Here is an 18,859-nt window from a genome sequence, read left to right as displayed (position 1 = left end):
GTTTCAACCACCGCGAATGAAACGCGCTGGAGTCTCGTCTGGTGACAAATCCGCCGCTAACGTGTTGTCTTCACTGTTTGTATTTTGTTCATCAGAACCTTCTCGCAGGCGAAATTCGTCGTCCTGGGCGGTGGCCTGTTCGACCAATTCCGGATTAATCTCGCGTTTAACCTCAACCCCCAGGCTGCGGAATGATTCAGCCTGTGCCAGCAGATTGCCGCGTCCGGAGGCGAGTTTTTTCATCGCCTGGCGGTAGTTATCCTGCGCACGATCCAGGCTCTGACCGACTGAAGACATGTCGTCCACGAAGAGGCGCATTTTGTCGTACAGCTTGCTGGCGCGATCGGCAATCTGCTGCGCGTTGCGGCTCTGGTGCTCATAGCGCCACAGGTTCGCAATGGTGCGTAACGCCACCAGCAGCGTGGTGGGGCTGACCAGCATAATGTTATTTTTGAGCGCTTCGGTGATAAGTTCAGGCTGTCTGTCGAGTGCCAGCAGGAACGCGGGTTCTACCGGGATGAACATCAGGACATAGTCCAGCGAGCGCAGACCCGGCAGCTGCTGGTAGTCTTTTCTGCCAAGCAGGCGAATATGATTACGTACGGAGGCAATGTGCTCCTGCAGCGCAGACTCGCGGGTGTAGTCATCGTCCGCATTAAAGTAGCGTTCATACGCCACCAGCGTCATTTTGGCGTCAATCACCACATCTTTACCCTGCGGCAGCCGCACGATGACATCCGGCTGCATACGCGAGCGGGCATCGTTTTCGATACTCACCTGCGTTTCGTACTCGTATCCTTCGCGCAGACCAGAGGCCTCAAGCACGCGGGTCAGCACCACTTCTCCCCAGTTGCCCTGGGTTTTGTTATCCCCTTTCAGCGCGCGGGTCAGGTTGACCGCTTCCTGCGCCATTTGCGCATTCAGCTGCTGAAGATTGCGAATCTCATGCGCCAGCGTGTGTCGCTCGCGGGCTTCCTGACCAAAGCTGTCCTGCACCTGACGGCGAAAACCGTCCAGCTGTTCGCGCAGCGGCGTCAGCAGGCTGTTCAGGCTCTGGCGGTTCTGTTCGTCAACGCGGCGGTTGCTGTGCTCAAAAATTCGGTTGGCGAGGTTCTCAAACTGTTCGCTGAGGCGCTGCTCGCTGTTGATCATCTGGCGGATTTTGTCTTCCGCATGCAGCTGGGTGGATTCAAGGCGGGTAGTGACTTCGCGGAGATCGGCCTCCAGCGAGGTGTTAATGTCTCGCAGGTTACGCAGCTCGTTGTTGAGCAGTTCGCACTCGTCGCGCCAGTGTTCGCTCAAAGCAAGCTGCTGTTTTGTCGCGCTTAAATCGGCGACCATCTCTTCTCGCTCGGCCAGCTGGTCGGCCTTCTGCTGTGCATGCTGGTAGCTGGAAATTAGCCAGCCAACCCCTAAGCCCACCAGCGCAATCACCGCGTAAATCAGGATTGAGATATCCACAATGCCCCCTGCATCAACGTATTACCCGCACAAAATAGAATTGTGCTGTATAAACGTCCAGTTTGAAAGGGTTTTCCTGCGAGGCGCTACGCAAAAAATAAAGGCCGAACGCGTCGGCCTTTGATTTCAGAAGAGAGGATTAGATCAGGCGACGCGCTGCTTCCACCACGATTTTCACTGCATGACTTTCGGTCTGCTTCATGGTTTCGGCGTTCGGGATCTCCTGCTGGGTGCGGTTGACGATCACGCCCGCCACCATACCGGCACGCAGACCCTGGCTTGCGCACATGGTCAGCAGCGTTGCGGATTCCATTTCGTAGTTCATCACGCCCATGGACTGCCACTCTTCCATTGAGCCTTTGAAACGGCTAACCACGCGGCCTGAGAAGGTGTCGTAACGCTCCTGGCCCGGGTAGAAGGTGTCGGAAGAGGCGGTGACGCCCACGTGGGTGGTTGCGCCCACGGATTTCGCGGCTTCAACCAGCGCGGTGGTGCATTCGAAATCAGCCACTGCCGGGAATTCCATCGGTGCAAAGTGCAGGCTTGCGCCGTCCAGACGAACGGACGCGGTCGTGACCAGCACGTCGCCGACGTTGATGTGCGGCTGGATAGCGCCGGTGGTGCCGATACGCAGGAAAGTACGGATGCCCAGCTGTGCAAGCTCTTCAACAGCAATAGACGTAGACGGACCACCGATACCGGTAGAGCACACGATCACCGCTTTGCCATCCAGCTCTGCGCGCCAGGTGGTGAACTCACGATGGGCAGCCAGCTTGACCGGCTTATCCATCAGCGCGGCGATCTTTTCCACACGCTCAGGATCGCCAGGGACGATAGCGAGCGTAGCCCCTTGTAAATCGTTTTTGGTGAGGCCGAGATGAAAAACATCAGACTTAGACATAGGTGACTCCTCTGTGGGTCGGTTAGTCAGAAGAAGTAAAACGGTACTTTACAGAAGCAGTAAGCATATTTTCGTGACACACCTCACCATGAATGAAAATTATTACATTGAATTTCCATAAAAAAGTGATTCACATCACATTAACAAGTTATAACGCCAGGTGCTGCACAAAAGATAGACCGTTTAAGGCACTGTGAGTTGTTAACCTGGTGTCTATATTTACCTTTGCGCTAACTCATTGGTACGGAGAATGCCATGACTGAAAAAACCGGTTTTGCACCTGCTGCGGCCCCACATGCTTCAACCATCGTGTCGACGCCAGAAGCGGCAATTACCGCGGGCGAGACCTCCATTCCCTCGCAGGGGGAGAATATGCCTGCTTATCACGCACGGCCAAAATCAGCAGACGGTCCGCTGCCCATCGTGATTGTGATTCAGGAGATATTTGGTGTTCACGAACACATTCGCGACCTCTGCCGCCGACTGGCGCTGGAAGGGTATCTGGCCGTTGCGCCAGAGCTCTACTTCCGTCAGGGCGATCCGAACGACTACAGCGATATTCCAACACTGCTCAGCAACCTGGTCAGTAAAGTCCCGGACGCGCAGGTGCTGGCCGATCTCGACCACGTCGCCAGCTGGGCGGCGCGCAACGGCGGCGATCCGCATCGTCTGCTGGTCACGGGTTTCTGCTGGGGTGGACGCATTAGCTGGCTGTATGCCGCGCATAACCCGCAGCTCAAAGCCGCTGTCGCCTGGTACGGCAAACTGGTGGGTGAGAAAACGCTGAATTCACCGCAACATCCCGTCGATATCGCCACGGAGCTAAACGCCCCCGTGTTAGGGCTTTACGGCGGTCAGGACACCGGTATTTCTCTGGATTCGGTAGAGACCATGCGCCATGCGCTCCGTGCGGCCAATGCGAAGGCAGAGATCGTGGTGTATCCGGATGCCGGGCACGCGTTTAACGCCGATTATCGTCCGAGCTATCACGCAGAATCAGCCAAAGATGGCTGGCAAAGAATGCTGGCGTGGTTTAGCCAGTACGGCGGTAAGAAAGCGTAATAAAAAAAGCCCGGTGGCGGCTATGCCTTACCGGGCCTACGCATCATCAAGCCTGACGCAAGTTTTGCGCCGCCTTCACCATGTTCGCCAGCGCCGCGCGCGTCTCCGGCCAGCCGCGGGTTTTCAGTCCGCAGTCCGGGTTCACCCACAGGCGCTCTGCCGGAATGCGCTGGGCCGCTTTTTTCAGCAGGGCTTCAATCCACTCCACGCTCGGCACGTTCGGGGAGTGAATGTCGTACACGCCCGGCCCGATTTCATTCGGGTAGTCGAACTCTTCAAACGACTCCAGCAGCTCCATGTCTGAACGCGAGGTCTCGATGGTGATCACGTCGGCATCCAGCGCGGCAATCGAATCCATGATGTCGTTGAATTCGCAGTAACACATGTGGGTGTGGATCTGGGTGTCGTCCTTCGCCACCGCGGCGTTGATGCGGAACGCCTCCACGCCCCACTGCAGGTAGGCATCCCAGTCGCTGCGGCGCAGCGGCAAGCCTTCGCGCAGGGCCGGTTCGTCAATCTGAATAATGCCAATGCCTGCCGCTTCCAGATCCGCCACCTCATCACGCAGCGCCAGGGCGATCTGTTTGGCAATGGTTTCACGAGTCACGTCTTCACGCGGGAACGACCAGCAGAGAATGGTCACCGGACCGGTGAGCATCCCTTTTACCGGCTTGTCGGTCAGGGACTGGGCATACTTCGCCCACTCCACGGTGATCGCTTCCGGGCGGCTGACGTCACCGATAACCACCGGCGGCTTCACGCAGCGTGAGCCGTAGCTCTGCACCCAGCCGTTCTGGGTAAAGACGAAGCCGTCCAGGTGCTCGCCGAAGTATTCCACCATGTCGTTACGCTCGGCCTCGCCGTGCACCAGCACGTCCAGCCCTAGGCGTTCCTGCTCGATAATCGCCTGCTTGATGTGTTCGGCGATGCCGGTGCGGTAGTGATTCGCATCCAGATTGCCCTTTTTAAAGTCCAGGCGCAGGCCGCGGATCTCCGTAGTTTGCGGGAAAGAACCGATCGTCGTTGTTGGCCACGCGGGCAGATTGAAGCGGGCGCGCTGCGCTTCAGCGCGCACCTCGTACGGGCTCTGCCGCTGGCTGTCCCGGGCGGTGATGGCCGCCAGGCGTTTTTCCACCGCCGGGTTGTGCACGCGCGCCGAGTGACGGCGCGCCTGGGTCGGCGCGCTCCATTCGGTAATCGCCGCCGTGTCGCCGCTGTTCAGCGCGTCGCGCAGCAGCGTCAGCTCTTCACATTTTTGCAGGGCGAAAGCAAACCAGCTTTTCACCTCGGCATCCAGACGGGTCTCTACGCTCAGATCGATCGGGCTGTGCAGCAGCGAACAGGACGAGGCCACCCACAGCTCACGTTTGCCGACGATGTCTTTGATTTGCGCGTATTTCTCGGTGAGATCGGCGCGCCAGACGTTACGGCCGTTGATCAGCCCGGCAGAGAGCAGCCAGTCCGCTGGCAAACGCTTGTGCAGCTCCGCCACATCATCTTTACCGTGTACGAGGTCAACGTGCAGGCCCTGGACCGGCAGCGCGGTAATGGTCTTCAGGTTCGGCGTCACGCCTTCAAAATAGGTCGTCAGCAGGAGTTTTACCTGACCGGTGAGCGCGTCATACGCCGGTTTGAAGGCATCGAGCCAATCCTGCGGCAGCTCAAGCACCAGCGCCGGTTCGTCGATTTGCACCCACTGAATGCCGCGTTTGCCCAGCTCACTCAGTACCTGTTTGTAGACCGGCAGAATATCCTTCAGCAGGCTGAGTCGGTCAAACGGCTCGCCCTTTACTTTGCCCAGCCACAGGTACGTTACCGGCCCGAGCAGCACCGGCTTCACCTGGTGGCCCAGCGCCAGCGCTTCATCCACTTCGTCCAGAAGCTGCGTCCAGGCCAGCCTGAACTGCTGACCTTTGACGAACTCCGGCACCATATAGTGATAGTTGGTGTTAAACCACTTGGTCATTTCCGCCGCTGCCGCTGGCTCACCCGTCGGCGCGCGGCCACGGCCGATGCGGAACAGGGTATCGATATCTACCGATCCATCTTTGTTCTGATGACGAGCCGGCACGTTGCCAAGCAGCAGGCTGGTCGTCAGAACATGGTCGTACCAGGCGAAATCGCCCACCGGCAGCAGGTCAATGCCCGCCTGTTTTTGCTGATCCCAGTGGCGGGCGCGCAGCTCGCGTCCTGCCGCCAGCAGTTCTTCACGGGTGGCATTACCCGCCCAGTAGCTTTCTTGCGCTTTTTTCAGCTCGCGACGCAGGCCGACGCGAGGGAAACCGAGAGTGTGATTGCGGATTGTCATGGTGTGCCCCTTGTGAAATTCGTTATTTAGACGTCCAGATGTTTACACTTCTATAATTGGCAGGTACTGTATATTCCTCAAGCGCAATATGTTCATGGCGAAGTGAAGGACTTTCATGATCGAGATTAAACACCTGAAAACGCTACAAGCGTTGCGGAACTGCGGTTCGCTCGCGGCGGCTGCGGCCACGCTGCACCAGACCCAGTCCGCCCTTTCTCACCAGTTCAGCGATCTGGAACAACGCCTCGGCTTCCGTCTTTTTGTGCGTAAGAGCCAGCCGCTACGCTTTACGCCGCAGGGTGAAATTCTTCTTCAGCTGGCGAATCAGGTACTGCCGCAAATCGCGAGCGCGCTGCAGGCGTGTAACGAACCGCAGCAGACCAAACTGCGCATCGCCATTGAGTGCCACAGCTGTATTCAGTGGCTGACCCCCGCGCTTGAAAACTTCCGCCAGAAGTGGCCGCAGGTGGAGATGGACTTCAAATCCGGTGTGACCTTTGACCCGCAGCCGTCGCTGCAGCAGGGCGAGCTGGATCTGGTCATGACCTCTGACATCCTGCCGCGCAGCGGCCTGCACTATTCGCCGATGTTTGATTATGAAGTGCGCCTGGTGCTGGCGCCGGACCACCCGCTGGCCGCCAAAACGCGCGTCACGCCGGAAGACCTGGCGACAGAAACGCTGCTGATTTATCCGGTGCAGCGCAGCCGCCTGGATATCTGGCGCCACTTCCTGCAGCCGGCAGGCATTAGCCCGCAGCTGAAAAGCGTGGATAACACCCTACTGCTGATTCAGATGGTGGCGGCCAGAATGGGTATCGCGGCGCTGCCGCACTGGGTGGTGGAGAGTTTTGAACGCCAGGGTCTGGTGCAGACCAAAACCCTGGGTGAAGGACTGTGGAGCCGGCTGTACGCTGCCGTGCGCGATGGCGAGCAGCGTCAGCCGATTACGGAGGCGTTTATTCGCTCAGCGCGGAACCACGCGTGCGACCATCTTCCGTTTGTGCGGAGCGCGGAGCGACCCATCGGCGATGGACCCACAGCGAAGCCAGGATCACCGCTCCCCCAATAAGGAAGCTCGGCCAGTGCGGCTGTTGCTGCCAGATGGCGAGGTTGACCAGCAGCCCTGCCGGAACATGCACGTTGTTCATGATCCCCAGCGTACCGGCGTCTACCTGCGTAGCGCCGTAGTTCCACATGAAGTACCCCAGCCCTGACGCCACTACGCCCAGCCAGACCAGAACGCCCCACTGCACGGCGGTGGTCGGCAGCTTTTGCGGATTACCGAGCATAAACCACGCCGCCACCGCGACAATCGCGGCGCCCATATAGAACCAGGCAAACGCGTTATGCTGCGGCATCGGGCGGGTTTCCATCAGGCGTTTGTAGCCCACCATGCCGATGGCGAAGCTGATGTTGGCAAGCTGGACGAACATCAGCCCGGTCCAGAAGTGATCGCTGACTTTGTCATAGCGAATAATCGCCGCGCCGATCACCGCCAGCGCGGCGCTCAGCAGGTATCCCCAGCGCAGACGGCGTCTGCTGAGCAGGTCATAAATCAGCGTGATATAGAGCGGCGTCAGCACGGTAAAGAGCAGGAATTCAGAGACGGACAGGTAGACGTAGGCCCGGAAGCTGAACAAATACATGATGCCGAGCTGCATCGCTCCCACCAGCATATACAGCACAATCGTTTTCAGCGATTGCCCGCGCGCGCGCAGAAACGGCAGGAACACCAGCGCCGCCAGCCCCACGCGCATCAGCACCGAGAAGTAGCTGTCGACCGAACCGGCAAGGTATTCGCCAATCAGGCTAAAGGAGAAGGCCCACAGGATAGTGGTGATAATGAGTAGCGCCACAATGCTTGTCTCTCAGAAAGAAGGAGAGGCATTGTAGCGAACTCTTTAGTTGACAACTGAGCAATAAACAACCGAATGAAGATTATTCAAGGAACAGTTTGCGCAGATACTTCGGTACCGCGTTGTCAGCGTTAGAACCAATCACTTCCAGCTCAGGGTGCAGATCCTTCAGACGCTGGTGCGCGTTCTGCATGATGCAACCCTTGCCCGCCATCGAAAGCATCTCGGCGTCGTTCATGCCGTCACCGAAGGCGATACAGTCTTTCAGCCCGAAGCCCAGACGTTTCGCAACCGATTCCAGCGCGTGACCTTTAGAGACGCCGCCCGCCATCACTTCCAGACAGGTCAGGGTTGAGAAGCTCACGTTGACGCGATCGCCCCAGCGGGCATTGATCGCCTGTTCCAGCGGGAGCAGCTCTTCGTGGCTGTCACAGGTGAAGAACACCTTGCTGATCCCTTCCGGCTCCAGCAGGCCCGGTTCGTAGAGGGAGTAGTTGAATACCGCTTCCTTGAAGAAACGCATTTCATCCGGGCGATGGCGGTTCATAAACCAGTCGTCGTCGCGGTAAACGTTAGTGACGATAGCCGGGTTGTTATGCACCACGCCGAACAGATCGGCGGCGATATCGCGATCCAGGTTGTGGGTAAAGATCAGGTTGCCGTCGGTATCATGCACGCGCGCACCGTTGGAGGTGATCATGTACGATTTGATCTCAAGATTATCGCGGATCTGCCCCACGTCCACGTGGTGGCGGCCGGTGGCGAACACAAAGTTCACGCCACGGGCAGTCAGGAGTTTTAAGGTCTCTTTCGCGTAAGGCGACAGGGTGTGGTCGGGGGAAAGCAGCGTGCCATCTAAATCAGATGCAACAACCTGGTACATAGGGATTTCAACCTCTGGTGGAAAACAAGAATCAATTATGCCTGTTGAAAAATTCAACAATGGCGTTAAGCGCGACTGAGCGCATAGCGTCCTTTTCAAAAAGGATCTCATGGAACGCGCCGTTAATGACCAGCGGTTTACCCCCTTCACAAGGGTGACCGGCTGCAGCGCGCAGTTCACAATAGCGGTCATGCATGCGGTTATCCACCACACGCTCTTCTTCCGCCTGGATCAGAAGCGTCGGCGTGTCATCATCGCCTACGCCCGCCAGCACCTGCTCACCGGCCAGAATCCCCTCCCGCACCCAGTGCCAGGTCGGGCCGCCGACGCGCAAGCGCGGTTCATCGGCATAAAAGCGCAGGTTGCGGCGATAACGCTGCCGGCTGTGGGTTAAGACGTTGATGGCAAACGGCAGCGCGCGCCAGCGTCCTGTGCCAATGGCATAACCTTCACGAATGCGCTGATGGCCCTCAGCCCAGTCAAGAAGATGGCGCACCATCCAGTCAGGAAAACGGATCACGATACCGTACATCGGCGCGGTGAGCGCAATGGCGTCGCACTGGTGCGCGTAACGCTGCAAAAACAGCGTCGAAATGGCGCCGCCCATGGAGTGCGCAAGAATATACCGCTTGCGCCAGGGGCCGGGCTGAACGTCCTGCTGCCAGAACGCGGCAAAATCGTCGACGTAATCGCTGAAGCGATCGACGTGCCCGCGGTGCGTATCCGGCAGCATACGTCCGGACAGCCCCTGTCCACGATGGTCGATGATCAGGACATCGAACCCCATATGGACCAGGTCATAGGCCAGCTCGGCATATTTAACGTAGCTTTCAATACGCCCAGGGCAGACCACTATCACCCGGTCATTTTTTTCATTTCGGAAACGAACGAAACGCACCGGGACGCCCCCGATGCCCGTAAACTCATCTTCCTCACGCTGCCGCCAGAAATCGGTCAGCGGCCCCATAGAGAAAGCAGCAAAAGCGTTTTCTCGTGTTTCCCAGTCCTTTTTCTGCTGAAACATTGGGTTTCCACTCACGTAATCCAGGGAATATCGTTTTTTTCGTCACCGGTCACAAAATGACTCAATAATAGCGTATTGTGGCATAAAAATAGACGGTTCGGGAGTTTCAAATGACCTTCGAATGGTGGTTCGCCTACCTGCTGACATCCATTATCCTCAGCCTTTCTCCGGGTTCGGGTGCTATTAACACCATGACCACCTCCATCAACCACGGCTACCGCGGTGCGGCGGCGTCGATTGCCGGTTTGCAGACCGGGCTGGGCATTCATATTGTGCTGGTCGGGATCGGTCTGGGGACCCTGTTCTCCCGCTCCGTGCTGGCCTTTGAGGTGCTGAAATGGGCCGGGGCAGCGTATTTGATTTGGCTCGGCATCCAGCAGTGGCGCGCGGCAGGCTCCATCAACCTGAATACGCTCGCTCAGACGCAAAACCGCGGCCATCTGTTTAAGCGCGCGGTGTTCGTCAACCTGACCAACCCGAAGAGCATCGTTTTCCTCGCCGCGCTGTTCCCGCAGTTTATCGTTCCGCATCAGCCGCAGGTGATGCAGTACGTGGTGCTGGGCGCGACCACCATTATCGTCGATATCATCGTGATGATTGGCTACGCGACGCTGGCGCAGCGAATTGCGGCATGGATTAAAGGGCCTAAGCAGATGAAGGCCCTGAATAAAGTCTTTGGTTCGCTGTTTATGCTGGTTGGCGCGCTGCTTGCGTCAGCGCGTCATGCTTAGCGAGAAATGATGAGATGAATGCCGAAGCCGGCGAACAGCGCGCCGGCGAAGCCGTCAATCCACTTCGCGATACGCTGGTAGCCGCGGCGCATTGCCGGTAAAGCGAACAGGCTGGCCACGATGGTAAACCAGGCAAAGGTTTCAACAACGATCAGCAGGAAGATGCCCCAGCGTGCGCCCGCGCCGACGCTATCGCCGACAAACAGCGAGAACACCGAGCCGAAATAGATAATCGCTTTTGGGTTCGCCAGATTGGTCAGCAGCCCTTTTACAAAGCTGCGGCCGCCCGTTGCCAGCTCCACCTTCGGCTCTTGCGGTTTTTTCTCTTCTTTCTTCAGCGCCCCGCGCAGCATCTGGTAGCCCATCCAGCACAGGTACAGCCCGCCGCCGACCATAATGATGTTATGCAGCCAGGCCATCTTCGCCAGGATAAGGTTCAGACCGAGCAGCGCAACGGCCGCCCAGACCATAACGCCCATGGTGATACCGAGCACGCCCATCATCGCCTCTTTGCGGGAGCGGCTGACGGCCGTTTGTGATACGAAGAAAAAATCCGGGCCGGGGCTCATCAGCGCAACGATGTGCACCAACGCCACGGTGAGAAATAGCATTAACATAATTAGCTCGCGGGGAAATAATTTAGTGAGTCATCATCCTGGCACTTTTTCGCCCGGCTGACTACTCCTCATCATCACCGTCGGCGTGAGAGCGGATGAGCGCCATAAACTCTTTACCGAAGCGCTCCAGCTTGCGCGTTCCCACGCCGTTGACGCTGAGCATTTCGCTGGCGCTAAGCGGCATCTGCTCGGCCATCTCGATCAGCGTCGCGTCGTTAAACACCACGTAAGGTGGGATGTTTTCTTCGTCGGCGATGGCCTTACGCAGCTTGCGCAGTTTGGCGAACAGCTTGCGGTCGTAGTTGCCGCCGTAGGATTTCTGCATCACGCGTGGCTTCAGGGCGATGACGCGCGGCACGGCGAGCTTGAGTTCAACGTCACCGCGCAGGACCGGACGCGCCGCCTCAGTCAGCTGCAGGGCGGAGTGCTGGGCAATGTTCTGCGTGGCGAAGCCGAGGTGGATCAGCTGACGAATGATACTCACCCAGTGTTCGTGGCTCTGCTCCTTGCCAATACCGTAGACAGGCAGCTTGTCGTGGCCCATATCGCGGATACGCTGGTTATTGGCGCCGCGCAGCACCTCCACCACGTAGCCCATCCCGAAGCGTTGATTCACACGGTAAATGGTCGAGAGCGCTTTACGCGCGTCCATCAGGCCATCGTACTGTTTCGGCGGATCGAGGCAGATATCGCAGTTGCCGCACGGCTCCTGGCGCCCTTCACCAAAGTAGTTGAGCAGAACCAGACGACGACAGGTTTGCGCTTCGGCAAACGCGCCCATCGCGTTGAGCTTGTGGCGCTCGATATCCTGCAGCTGTCCCTGCGGCTTCTCTTCAAGACAGCGGCGCAGCCACGCCATATCGGCCGGATCGTAAAACAGCATCGCTTCCGCAGGCAGACCGTCACGCCCGGCGCGGCCGGTTTCCTGATAGTAGGATTCGATATTGCGCGGGATGTCAAAGTGCACCACAAAGCGCACGTTTGGCTTGTTGATGCCCATTCCGAACGCCACGGTCGCGACGACGATCTGCAGGTCGTCACGCTGGAATTTCTCCTGCACGTCGGCGCGGATGTGGTTCTCTAATCCGGCGTGATAGGCGGCGGCGCTAAAGCCGCGGTTTTGCAGACGCGCGGCGGTGTCTTCCACCTTCGCACGGCTGTTACAGTAGATGATGCCGGACTTGCCGCGCTGCTCCTGGACGTAGCGCAGGAGCTGATCCAGCGGCTTGAATTTTTCCATCAGCATATAGCGGATGTTAGGGCGGTCGAAGCTGCTGACCTGAATATAGGGGTCGTTCAGCCCGAGCAGACGAACGATGTCCAGACGGGTGGTGTCATCCGCCGTGGCGGTAAGCGCCATAAACGGCAGCTCGGGGAAGCGCTGACGCAGCTGGCCAAGAGCGGCGTATTCCGGGCGGAAATCGTGTCCCCACTGGGAAATACAGTGCGCTTCGTCCACCGCCAGCAGGACCGGGTTCCAGTGCGCCAGGTGGTCGAGGAAGTTATCCAGCATCAGGCGTTCCGGGGCGATATACAGCAGGCGGATCTGCCCGGTACGACAACCGGCCATCACCTCTTGCTGCTGATCCCGGGTTTGGGTCGAGTTGAGACAGGCCGCCGCCACGCCGTTGGCGAGCAGCTGGTCAACCTGGTCTTTCATCAGAGAAATAAGGGGGGATACCACGACCGTCAGGCCGTTAAGCACCAGCGCGGGCACCTGATAACAAAGGGACTTGCCGCCACCGGTCGGCATCACCACCAGGCAATCACGACCTTCCAGCACCGTTTCAATGATGGTTTCCTGGCCGGGGCGGAACTGCTGGTAGCCAAAGGTTTCATGCAAAACCTGTTTAGCCAGCGACTCCTGATTCAATACTTCCGCCTGCGCCACGTTAACCCCATATGCCAGAAATGAAACAGGCGCTATTTTCAGCGCCTGAGAGAGAAACTTCAACGTTTAACGCAAAAACATTCGAACAGCCTAGAGAATATCGTTCAGCATCACGCCCACGCCGACGCGGGTCTGGTTGAAGTTGTAATCGATAAGCGACTCGCCGTAACCGCTGTACACCTGCGTATAGATACGGACATGCTTCGTCATTGGATAGCTTAAGCCCACTTCCGCACCGCCGTAGCCGGTGTTCCAGTTGTACTGGCCTTTGGCGCTGAGCACGGCATCACCCAACTGATAGCCGACTTTGAGCTGGTAGTAGCCCATATATTTGGTGATATCCGGGTTGTCATCGGTTTCGCCCACCACATACCACGGCTTCACTTCCACCATCCAGTTACCGTTCTGCGCCATCAGACGCGTATAGGCACGGTTCCAACTGCGCGAGGTAGGATCAGAGCGACCGTTGGAATCGTGGTTAAAGCCCACTTCGACGTCACGCAGCGTCCAGCCCGCAAACTCATAATCCGTTGCAAAACCGAGGAACAGCTGCGGCTCATAGTTGGTTTCACGGAACGGCGAGGACTCTCCGCTGTTAGAGAGCTGCCACCAGGATTTCTGCGTGTAAGACGCCCCGAGCACCGAGTTCGGCCCCAGAATACCGCGCCAGAACGGGAACGCCAGGCTGAGCTGGAACTTCACCTCATCTTTACGCGCATTATCAGACCAGTTATAGGAGCTTATCGCCTCTTTGTTAAGATCGCTGGTCTGGGTGTAAATCACATAGTTGGTGTCATACGGATAGAGCGTGAACGGATTGTCATGCTCCTGAAGAAGGTTCGCGATAATGCTACCGTGAACGGCAGGTTTATCATGCACCTCTTTGATCGTTGCTTCCTGCGCATATGCTGTGAGGGGCAGCGCAACCGCCGCCAGTAACCAGGCCAGATACGTCCGCATCGGTGGTGTTCTCCTGCAAAAGAGTAAAATTAGCTGAATAGTTATGTGGCGAACATTCTACAGACTTCTGCGACAACTGCTGCATCCTCGTTTCTGAAAGTGGAATTCCTTGTTGCCGAGGCATAAAATCAACATTTCGTTAACAATAAGGATGTGATGCCTCATGTCTGCCATGCTTACCGCCGAAGAAGTGTTAAAACTCGTGGGCGAGATTTTTGTTTACCATATGCCGTTTAACCGCGCGCTGGGACTGGAGCTGGAGCGTTACGAGAAAGATTTTGCCCAGCTGAGCTTTAACAACCAGCCGATGATGGTGGGTAACTGGGCGCAAAGTATTTTGCACGGCGGCGTGATTGCCTCCGCGCTGGACGTGGCGGCAGGTCTGGTCTGCGTGGGCAGCACGCTGACCCGCCATGACACCATCAACGAAGACGAACTCCGCCAGCGTCTGGCGCGCATGGGCACCATTGATTTGCGCGTCGACTATCTTCGCCCGGGGCGCGGAAATCGCTTTACCTGTACCAGCAGCCTACTGCGCGCGGGAAATAAAGTTGCCGTGGCACGCGTTGAATTACACAACGAAGAGCAGGTATATATCGCCAGCGCAACCGCCACTTATATGGTGGGTTGAGGCGGCAAAATCGGGTAAAATTAATTCACTTTTTTGTAACGGATTTTCCCGATGGATGCTAAACAGACGCGGCAGGGCGTTTTACTCGCCCTTGCCGCTTATTTTATTTGGGGTATCGCCCCGGCGTATTTCAAGCTTATCGCCTACGTTCCGGCCGATGAGATCCTGACTCACCGTGTTATCTGGTCATTCTTCTTTATGATTGCACTGATGAGCCTCAGCCGTCAGTGGTCGGGCGTCAAAACGCTGCTGCAAACCCCGAAAAAGATTTTCCTGCTGGCGCTCTCCGCGGTGCTGATTGGCGGCAACTGGCTGCTGTTTATCTGGGCGGTGAATAACCATCACATGCTCGAAGCGAGCCTGGGGTACTTCATTAACCCGCTGGTGAATATCGTGCTGGGGATGATTTTCCTCGGTGAGCGCTTCCGCCGGATGCAGTGGGTGGCGGTGATTCTGGCCTTCTGCGGCGTACTGGTGCAGCTCTGGACCTTCGGCTCGCTGCCGATTATTGCCCTCGGCCTGGCGTTCAGCTTTGCGTTCTACGGCCTGGTGCGTAAGAAGATTGCGGTGGAAGCGCAGACGGGGATGCTGTTTGAAACCCTGTGGCTGCTGCCCGTGGCGGCGATTTATCTCTTCGGCATCGCCGACAGCGCCACCAGCCATATGGGCAGCAACCCGTGGTCGCTGAACCTGATGCTGATGGCGGCGGGCGTGGTGACCACCATTCCACTGCTGTGCTTCACCGGTGCCGCGACGCGCCTGCGTCTCTCCACGCTGGGCTTCTTCCAGTACATTGGCCCGACGCTGATGTTCCTGCTGGCGGTGGTGTTCTACGGTGAGGTGCCGGGGGCGGATAAGATGGTGACGTTCGCCTTTATCTGGGTGGCGCTGGCAATCTTTGTTGCGGATGCGATTTATACCCAGCGCAGGGTGCGCAAAGGGTTGTGATGTTGCCCTCACCCTAACCCTCTCCCACTGGGAGAGGGAATTCGATCGTAGGGCGGGCTAGCGAAGCGCCACCCGCCAGATTTTTACAGCCAGTTCCGGCGCTTAAAGTACAGATACGGCGCCAGCCCCGCGAGGATCATGAAGATAATCGCCCCCGGGTAGCCAAAGCTCCACTTCAGCTCCGGCATAAACTCAAAGTTCATCCCGTAGCTGGACGCCACCAGCGTCGGCGGCAGGAACACCACGGACACCACCGAGAAGATCTTGATGATGCGGTTCTGCTCGATGTTGATAAAGCCCATCGCCGCCTGCATCAGGAAGTTCACCTTCTGGAACAGAGATTCGTTGTGCGGCAGCAGGGATTCGATATCGCGTAAGATCTCACGCGCCTGCTCCAGCTGACCGCCCGGCAGACGCGCCTTGCGCACCAGGAAGTTCAGCGCGCGCTGGGTATCCATCAGACACAAGCGCACCTTCCAGCCGATATCTTCCAGCTCCGCCAGCGTGGAGAGCGCTTCGTCGTATTCATCGCCCTGATGGCCTTCCATGATCACGCGGCTCAGCTTTTCCAGATCGCTGTAGATGTTTTCAATTTCGTCCGCCAGCTGTTCAATTTTGGTCTCGAACAGATCGAGCAGCAGCTCGTAAGCGTTACCGTCCACCATTGCCTGGCTGCGGGCGCGCATGCGGTAGAGGCGGAATGCCGGCAGCTCGCGCTCGCGCAGGGTAAACAGACGGCCGTCGCGAATGGTAAACGCCACGGTGGAGTTACCCGCGTGGTCTTCCGCATCTTCAAAGAAGAAGAAGGAGTGAATATGCAGACCGTCTTCGTCTTCAAAAAAACGCGCGGATGCTTCGATGTCTTCCAGTTCCGGGCGGGTTGCCAGGCTTTGCCCCAGTTCAGATTGTACGCGAAGGCGTTCATCGTCGTCCGGCTCGACCAGATCCACCCATACGGCATCAATGAGGGGCTGTGACTCTTCGGCTTCAAGCCGAGTCAGTCGGTTTTTTTCGAGTTGAAATGCGCTCAACATGACCGGGACTCCCAATGCAAAAAATATCGGACAGTTCGGTGGGCACACAGAAACAAATTGGGTTTCAGACCATTAAACAGCCTGACTCAGCGCGACGGGAATAATGCAGGTCGCTGACAACCACTAAGGCCATCAGCAAGAGGAGATAGCCTTAGGAGTTGTTCCTGGATGACAGGGAATTGAGCCAGTATCTACTGGGTGTGTCCAAGGCGAATGTCCTCTTAGCGTAATCGTGCGCGCATGTTACGCCAGCTATAACTATGGCGTCAACACGCAACGGAACGCTGAAGGGCATTAATTGACCTTCGCTGTATAAGGCTAGCAGATTATTACAAAATAATGATATTTTTCTGAATGTTAGACTGTTTCCAGCTTCGCATAGGCCGCCACCAGCCATTTGATCCCCTGCCCCTGGAACGCCACCTGCAGACGGCTGTGCTCGCCGCTGCCTTCCAGATTCACAATGGTGCCTTCGCCAAACTTCGAATGGCGCACGCGCTGGCCTAGCTTGTAGCCGGTGTCGGTTTCCGCAATCGGCGAGCCCATGCGCTGATGGCTGACCGGACGGCTGATGCTCGCCCGCAGACGCACCTCTTCCACGCACTCTTCCGGCAGTTCGCCTATAAAGCGCGATGGACGGTGATAAACCTCTTTGCCGTACAGACGGCGGGTTTCGGCGTAGGTTAGCGTCAGCTTTTGCATTGCGCGCGTCACGCCCACGTAGGCCAGACGACGTTCCTCTTCCAGACGTCCGCCTTCATCCAGCGACATCTGGCTCGGGAACATCCCCTCTTCCATCCCGACAATAAACACCTGCGGGAACTCCAGGCCTTTAGCGGAGTGCAGGGTCATCAGCTGAACCGCATCCTGCCAGGTGTCCGCCTGCCCTTCACCCGCTTCCAGCGCGGCGTGGGAGAGGAACGCCTGCAACGGCATCAGGTCTTCGTCTTCTTCGTTGTAGCTGAACTGGCGCGTTGCCGTGACCAGTTCCTCTAAGTTCTCAATACGGGTCTGGCCCTTCTCGCCTTTCTCCTGCTCGTACATGGTTCGCAGGCCGGAGTCTTTAATCACCCGGTCGGTCTGCACGTGCAGCGGCATGTCGGCGGTTTCCTGCGCCAGAGCGTCAATCAGCTCAAGGAAGCGCTGTAATGCGCTGGCGGCACGTCCGGCGAGCGCTTTTTCCTGCAGCAGCTCGCGGCACGCCTGCCACAGCGTCAGCTGGCGATCGCGCGAGGCCTGACGCACAACGTCCAGCGTGCGGTCGCCAATCCCGCGGGTCGGCGTATTGACCACGCGTTCAAACGCCGCGTCGTCGTTACGGTTCGCAATGAGGCGCAGATACGACAGCGCATCTTTGATTTCCTGGCGCTCGAAGAAGCGCATGCCGCCATAAATGCGGTACGGCATGCTCACCTGCAGCAGCGCCTCTTCCAGCACGCGCGACTGGGCGTTGCTGCGGTAGAGAATGGCGCACTGCTCCAGCGCGCCGCCGTTGTCCTGCCAGGTTTTGATGCGGTTCACCACGAAGCGGGCTTCGTCGAGCTCGTTGAAGGCGCAGTAAATCGAAATCGGTTCGCCGTCGACGCCGTCGGTCCACAGCTTTTTACCCAGACGCCCGTTGTTGTTCTCAATGAGGGCGTTGGCCGCGCTCAGGATGTTGCTGGTTGAACGGTAGTTCTGCTCCAGACGGATGGTTTCCGCGCCGGGGAAATCGTTGAGGAAGCGCTGAATGTTTTCCACCTGCGCCCCGCGCCAGCCGTAGATCGACTGGTCATCGTCGCCCACGATCATCACCTTGCCGGTATCACCGGCCAGCAGGCGGATCCACGCGTACTGGATGTTGTTGGTATCCTGGAATTCGTCCACCAGGATATTGGTGAAGCGTTCGCGGTAGTGCTGCAGGATGTGCGGCTTGTTGAGCCACAGCTCGTGGGCGCGCAGCAGCAGCTCGGCGAAATCCACCAGGCCGGCGCGATCGCACGCTTCCTGGTAGGCCTTGTAGACGTTCTGCCAGGTCTGCTCGACCGGGTTGCCGAAGCTCTGAATGTGGTGCGGGCGCAGCCCTTCGTCCTTCTGGCCGTTGATGTACCACATCGCCTGACGCGGCGGCCACTGCTTCTCGTCGAGGTTCATCGCCTTGATCAGGCGCTTCAGCAAGCGGAGCTGGTCTTCGCTGTCGAGGATCTGGAAATCCTGCGGCAGGTTGGCGTCCATATGGTGCGCGCGCAGCAGGCGGTGCGCCAGGCCGTGGAAGGTGCCAACCCACATGCCGCCCTGGCTGGTGCCCATCAGCTGGGCGATACGGTGGCGCATCTCTGCTGCCGCCTTGTTGGTGAACGTCACCGCCATGATGGAGTACGGGGAGCAGTTCTCCACGCTCTGCAGCCAGGCGATACGGTGAACCAGCACGCGCGTCTTACCACTGCCCGCCCCAGCCAGCACCAGCATGTTGGTGCGTGAGGCGGCAACCGCATCACGCTGTTTGTCATTAAGGCTGTCGAGCAGGTAAGAAACGTCCATTGGCACCGTCACATAGTATTCAGGAACACAGC

17 protein-coding genes are annotated in these 18,859 nt (G+C 57.9%); 5 read left to right on the top strand and 12 right to left on the bottom strand.

The features are described 5' to 3' along the window. Window positions 1-3: 3 nt before the first annotated feature. Window positions 4-1,461, bottom strand: a complete 1,458-nt coding sequence (gene rmuC, locus IM317_RS06225; protein ID WP_033146890.1) for a DNA recombination protein RmuC — start codon at window positions 1,459-1,461, stop codon at window positions 4-6. Window positions 1,462-1,600: 139 nt separating this feature from the next. Next, window positions 1,601-2,362 (bottom strand): uridine phosphorylase, encoded by a 762-nt coding sequence (gene udp, locus IM317_RS06220; protein ID WP_003860792.1) that lies wholly within the window; start codon window positions 2,360-2,362, stop codon window positions 1,601-1,603. Window positions 2,363-2,617: 255 nt separating this feature from the next. Here udp and IM317_RS06215 point away from each other — a divergent pair, with 255 nt between their 5' ends. After that, on the top strand, window positions 2,618-3,424 hold the full coding sequence (locus IM317_RS06215) for a dienelactone hydrolase family protein (RefSeq protein ID WP_033146891.1): 807 nt from the start codon (window positions 2,618-2,620) through the stop codon (window positions 3,422-3,424). 46 nt (window positions 3,425-3,470) lie between these two features. On the opposite strand, the gene metE is transcribed toward IM317_RS06215, so the two are convergent. After that, window positions 3,471-5,732, bottom strand: coding sequence for a 5-methyltetrahydropteroyltriglutamate--homocysteine S-methyltransferase (gene metE, locus IM317_RS06210; RefSeq protein WP_033146892.1), 2,262 nt, complete (start codon window positions 5,730-5,732; stop codon window positions 3,471-3,473). Between the two features lie 115 nt (window positions 5,733-5,847). Between metE and metR the strand changes: the two genes are divergently transcribed. Continuing rightward, window positions 5,848-6,801, top strand: a complete 954-nt coding sequence (metR, locus tag IM317_RS06205; protein WP_033146893.1) for an HTH-type transcriptional regulator MetR — start codon at window positions 5,848-5,850, stop codon at window positions 6,799-6,801. Here the strand turns inward: metR and IM317_RS06200 are convergent. The 3 genes from IM317_RS06200 to pldB form a co-directional block, all read right to left on the bottom strand. After that, complete coding sequence (locus IM317_RS06200) at window positions 6,689-7,588, bottom strand: carboxylate/amino acid/amine transporter (protein WP_033146894.1); 900 nt, start codon at window positions 7,586-7,588, stop codon at window positions 6,689-6,691. The two genes, metR and IM317_RS06200, sit on opposite strands and share 113 nt — an antisense overlap. Before the next feature lie 82 nt (window positions 7,589-7,670). Next, complete coding sequence (gene yigL, locus IM317_RS06195) at window positions 7,671-8,471, bottom strand: sugar/pyridoxal phosphate phosphatase YigL (protein ID WP_033146895.1); 801 nt, start codon at window positions 8,469-8,471, stop codon at window positions 7,671-7,673. Between the two features lie 31 nt (window positions 8,472-8,502). Beyond that, a complete protein-coding gene (gene pldB / locus IM317_RS06190) occupies window positions 8,503-9,495 on the bottom strand; it encodes a lysophospholipase L2 (protein WP_033146896.1) in 993 nt (330 codons plus the stop codon). A gap of 110 nt (window positions 9,496-9,605) precedes the next feature. Here pldB and rhtB point away from each other — a divergent pair, with 110 nt between their 5' ends. After that, window positions 9,606-10,226 carry a homoserine/homoserine lactone efflux protein gene (gene rhtB / locus IM317_RS06185; protein ID WP_008501533.1) on the top strand — a complete coding sequence of 207 codons (621 nt, stop codon included), beginning with the start codon at window positions 9,606-9,608 and terminating at the stop codon, window positions 10,224-10,226. On the opposite strand, the gene rhtC is transcribed toward rhtB, so the two are convergent. The 3 genes from rhtC to pldA form a co-directional block, all read right to left on the bottom strand. After that, complete coding sequence (gene rhtC / locus IM317_RS06180; RefSeq protein WP_025757538.1) at window positions 10,223-10,843, bottom strand: threonine export protein RhtC; 621 nt, start codon at window positions 10,841-10,843, stop codon at window positions 10,223-10,225. The two genes, rhtB and rhtC, sit on opposite strands and share 4 nt — an antisense overlap. Before the next feature lie 61 nt (window positions 10,844-10,904). Beyond that, on the bottom strand, window positions 10,905-12,734 hold the full coding sequence (recQ, locus tag IM317_RS06175) for an ATP-dependent DNA helicase RecQ (protein ID WP_033146897.1): 1,830 nt from the start codon (window positions 12,732-12,734) through the stop codon (window positions 10,905-10,907). A 90-nt stretch (window positions 12,735-12,824) separates the two neighbouring features. Continuing rightward, window positions 12,825-13,694, bottom strand: coding sequence for a phospholipase A (pldA, locus tag IM317_RS06170; RefSeq protein WP_023333803.1), 870 nt, complete (start codon window positions 13,692-13,694; stop codon window positions 12,825-12,827). 163 nt (window positions 13,695-13,857) lie between these two features. On the opposite strand from pldA, the gene yigI reads away from it, so the two are divergent. Both yigI and rarD read left to right on the top strand, forming a co-directional pair. Next, window positions 13,858-14,325 carry an acyl-CoA thioesterase YigI gene (gene yigI / locus IM317_RS06165; RefSeq protein WP_008501538.1) on the top strand — a complete coding sequence of 156 codons (468 nt, stop codon included), beginning with the start codon at window positions 13,858-13,860 and terminating at the stop codon, window positions 14,323-14,325. A 51-nt stretch (window positions 14,326-14,376) separates the two neighbouring features. Beyond that, a complete protein-coding gene (rarD, locus tag IM317_RS06160; protein WP_023309622.1) occupies window positions 14,377-15,273 on the top strand; it encodes an EamA family transporter RarD in 897 nt (298 codons plus the stop codon). 83 nt (window positions 15,274-15,356) lie between these two features. On the opposite strand, the gene corA is transcribed toward rarD, so the two are convergent. The 3 genes from corA to uvrD all read right to left on the bottom strand — a co-directional run bounded on the left by corA (window position 15,357) and on the right by uvrD (window position 18,827). Beyond that, window positions 15,357-16,307 (bottom strand): magnesium/cobalt transporter CorA, encoded by a 951-nt coding sequence (corA, locus tag IM317_RS06155; protein ID WP_033146898.1) that lies wholly within the window; start codon window positions 16,305-16,307, stop codon window positions 15,357-15,359. 151 nt (window positions 16,308-16,458) lie between these two features. Then, a complete protein-coding gene (gene ysgD / locus IM317_RS23905) occupies window positions 16,459-16,515 on the bottom strand; it encodes a YsgD/CorL family protein (RefSeq protein WP_212743980.1) in 57 nt (18 codons plus the stop codon). A 149-nt stretch (window positions 16,516-16,664) separates the two neighbouring features. Next, window positions 16,665-18,827, bottom strand: a complete 2,163-nt coding sequence (uvrD, locus tag IM317_RS06150; protein ID WP_033146899.1) for a DNA helicase II — start codon at window positions 18,825-18,827, stop codon at window positions 16,665-16,667. Between the last annotated feature and the right edge of the window lie 32 nt (window positions 18,828-18,859).

The sequence above is a fragment of the Enterobacter cloacae complex sp. S3 genome (genome assembly GCF_014930495.1).
In the GTDB taxonomy this organism is placed as follows: domain Bacteria; phylum Pseudomonadota; class Gammaproteobacteria; order Enterobacterales; family Enterobacteriaceae; genus Enterobacter; species Enterobacter asburiae_B.
This window is presented reverse-complemented; position numbering and strand designations above follow the sequence as displayed.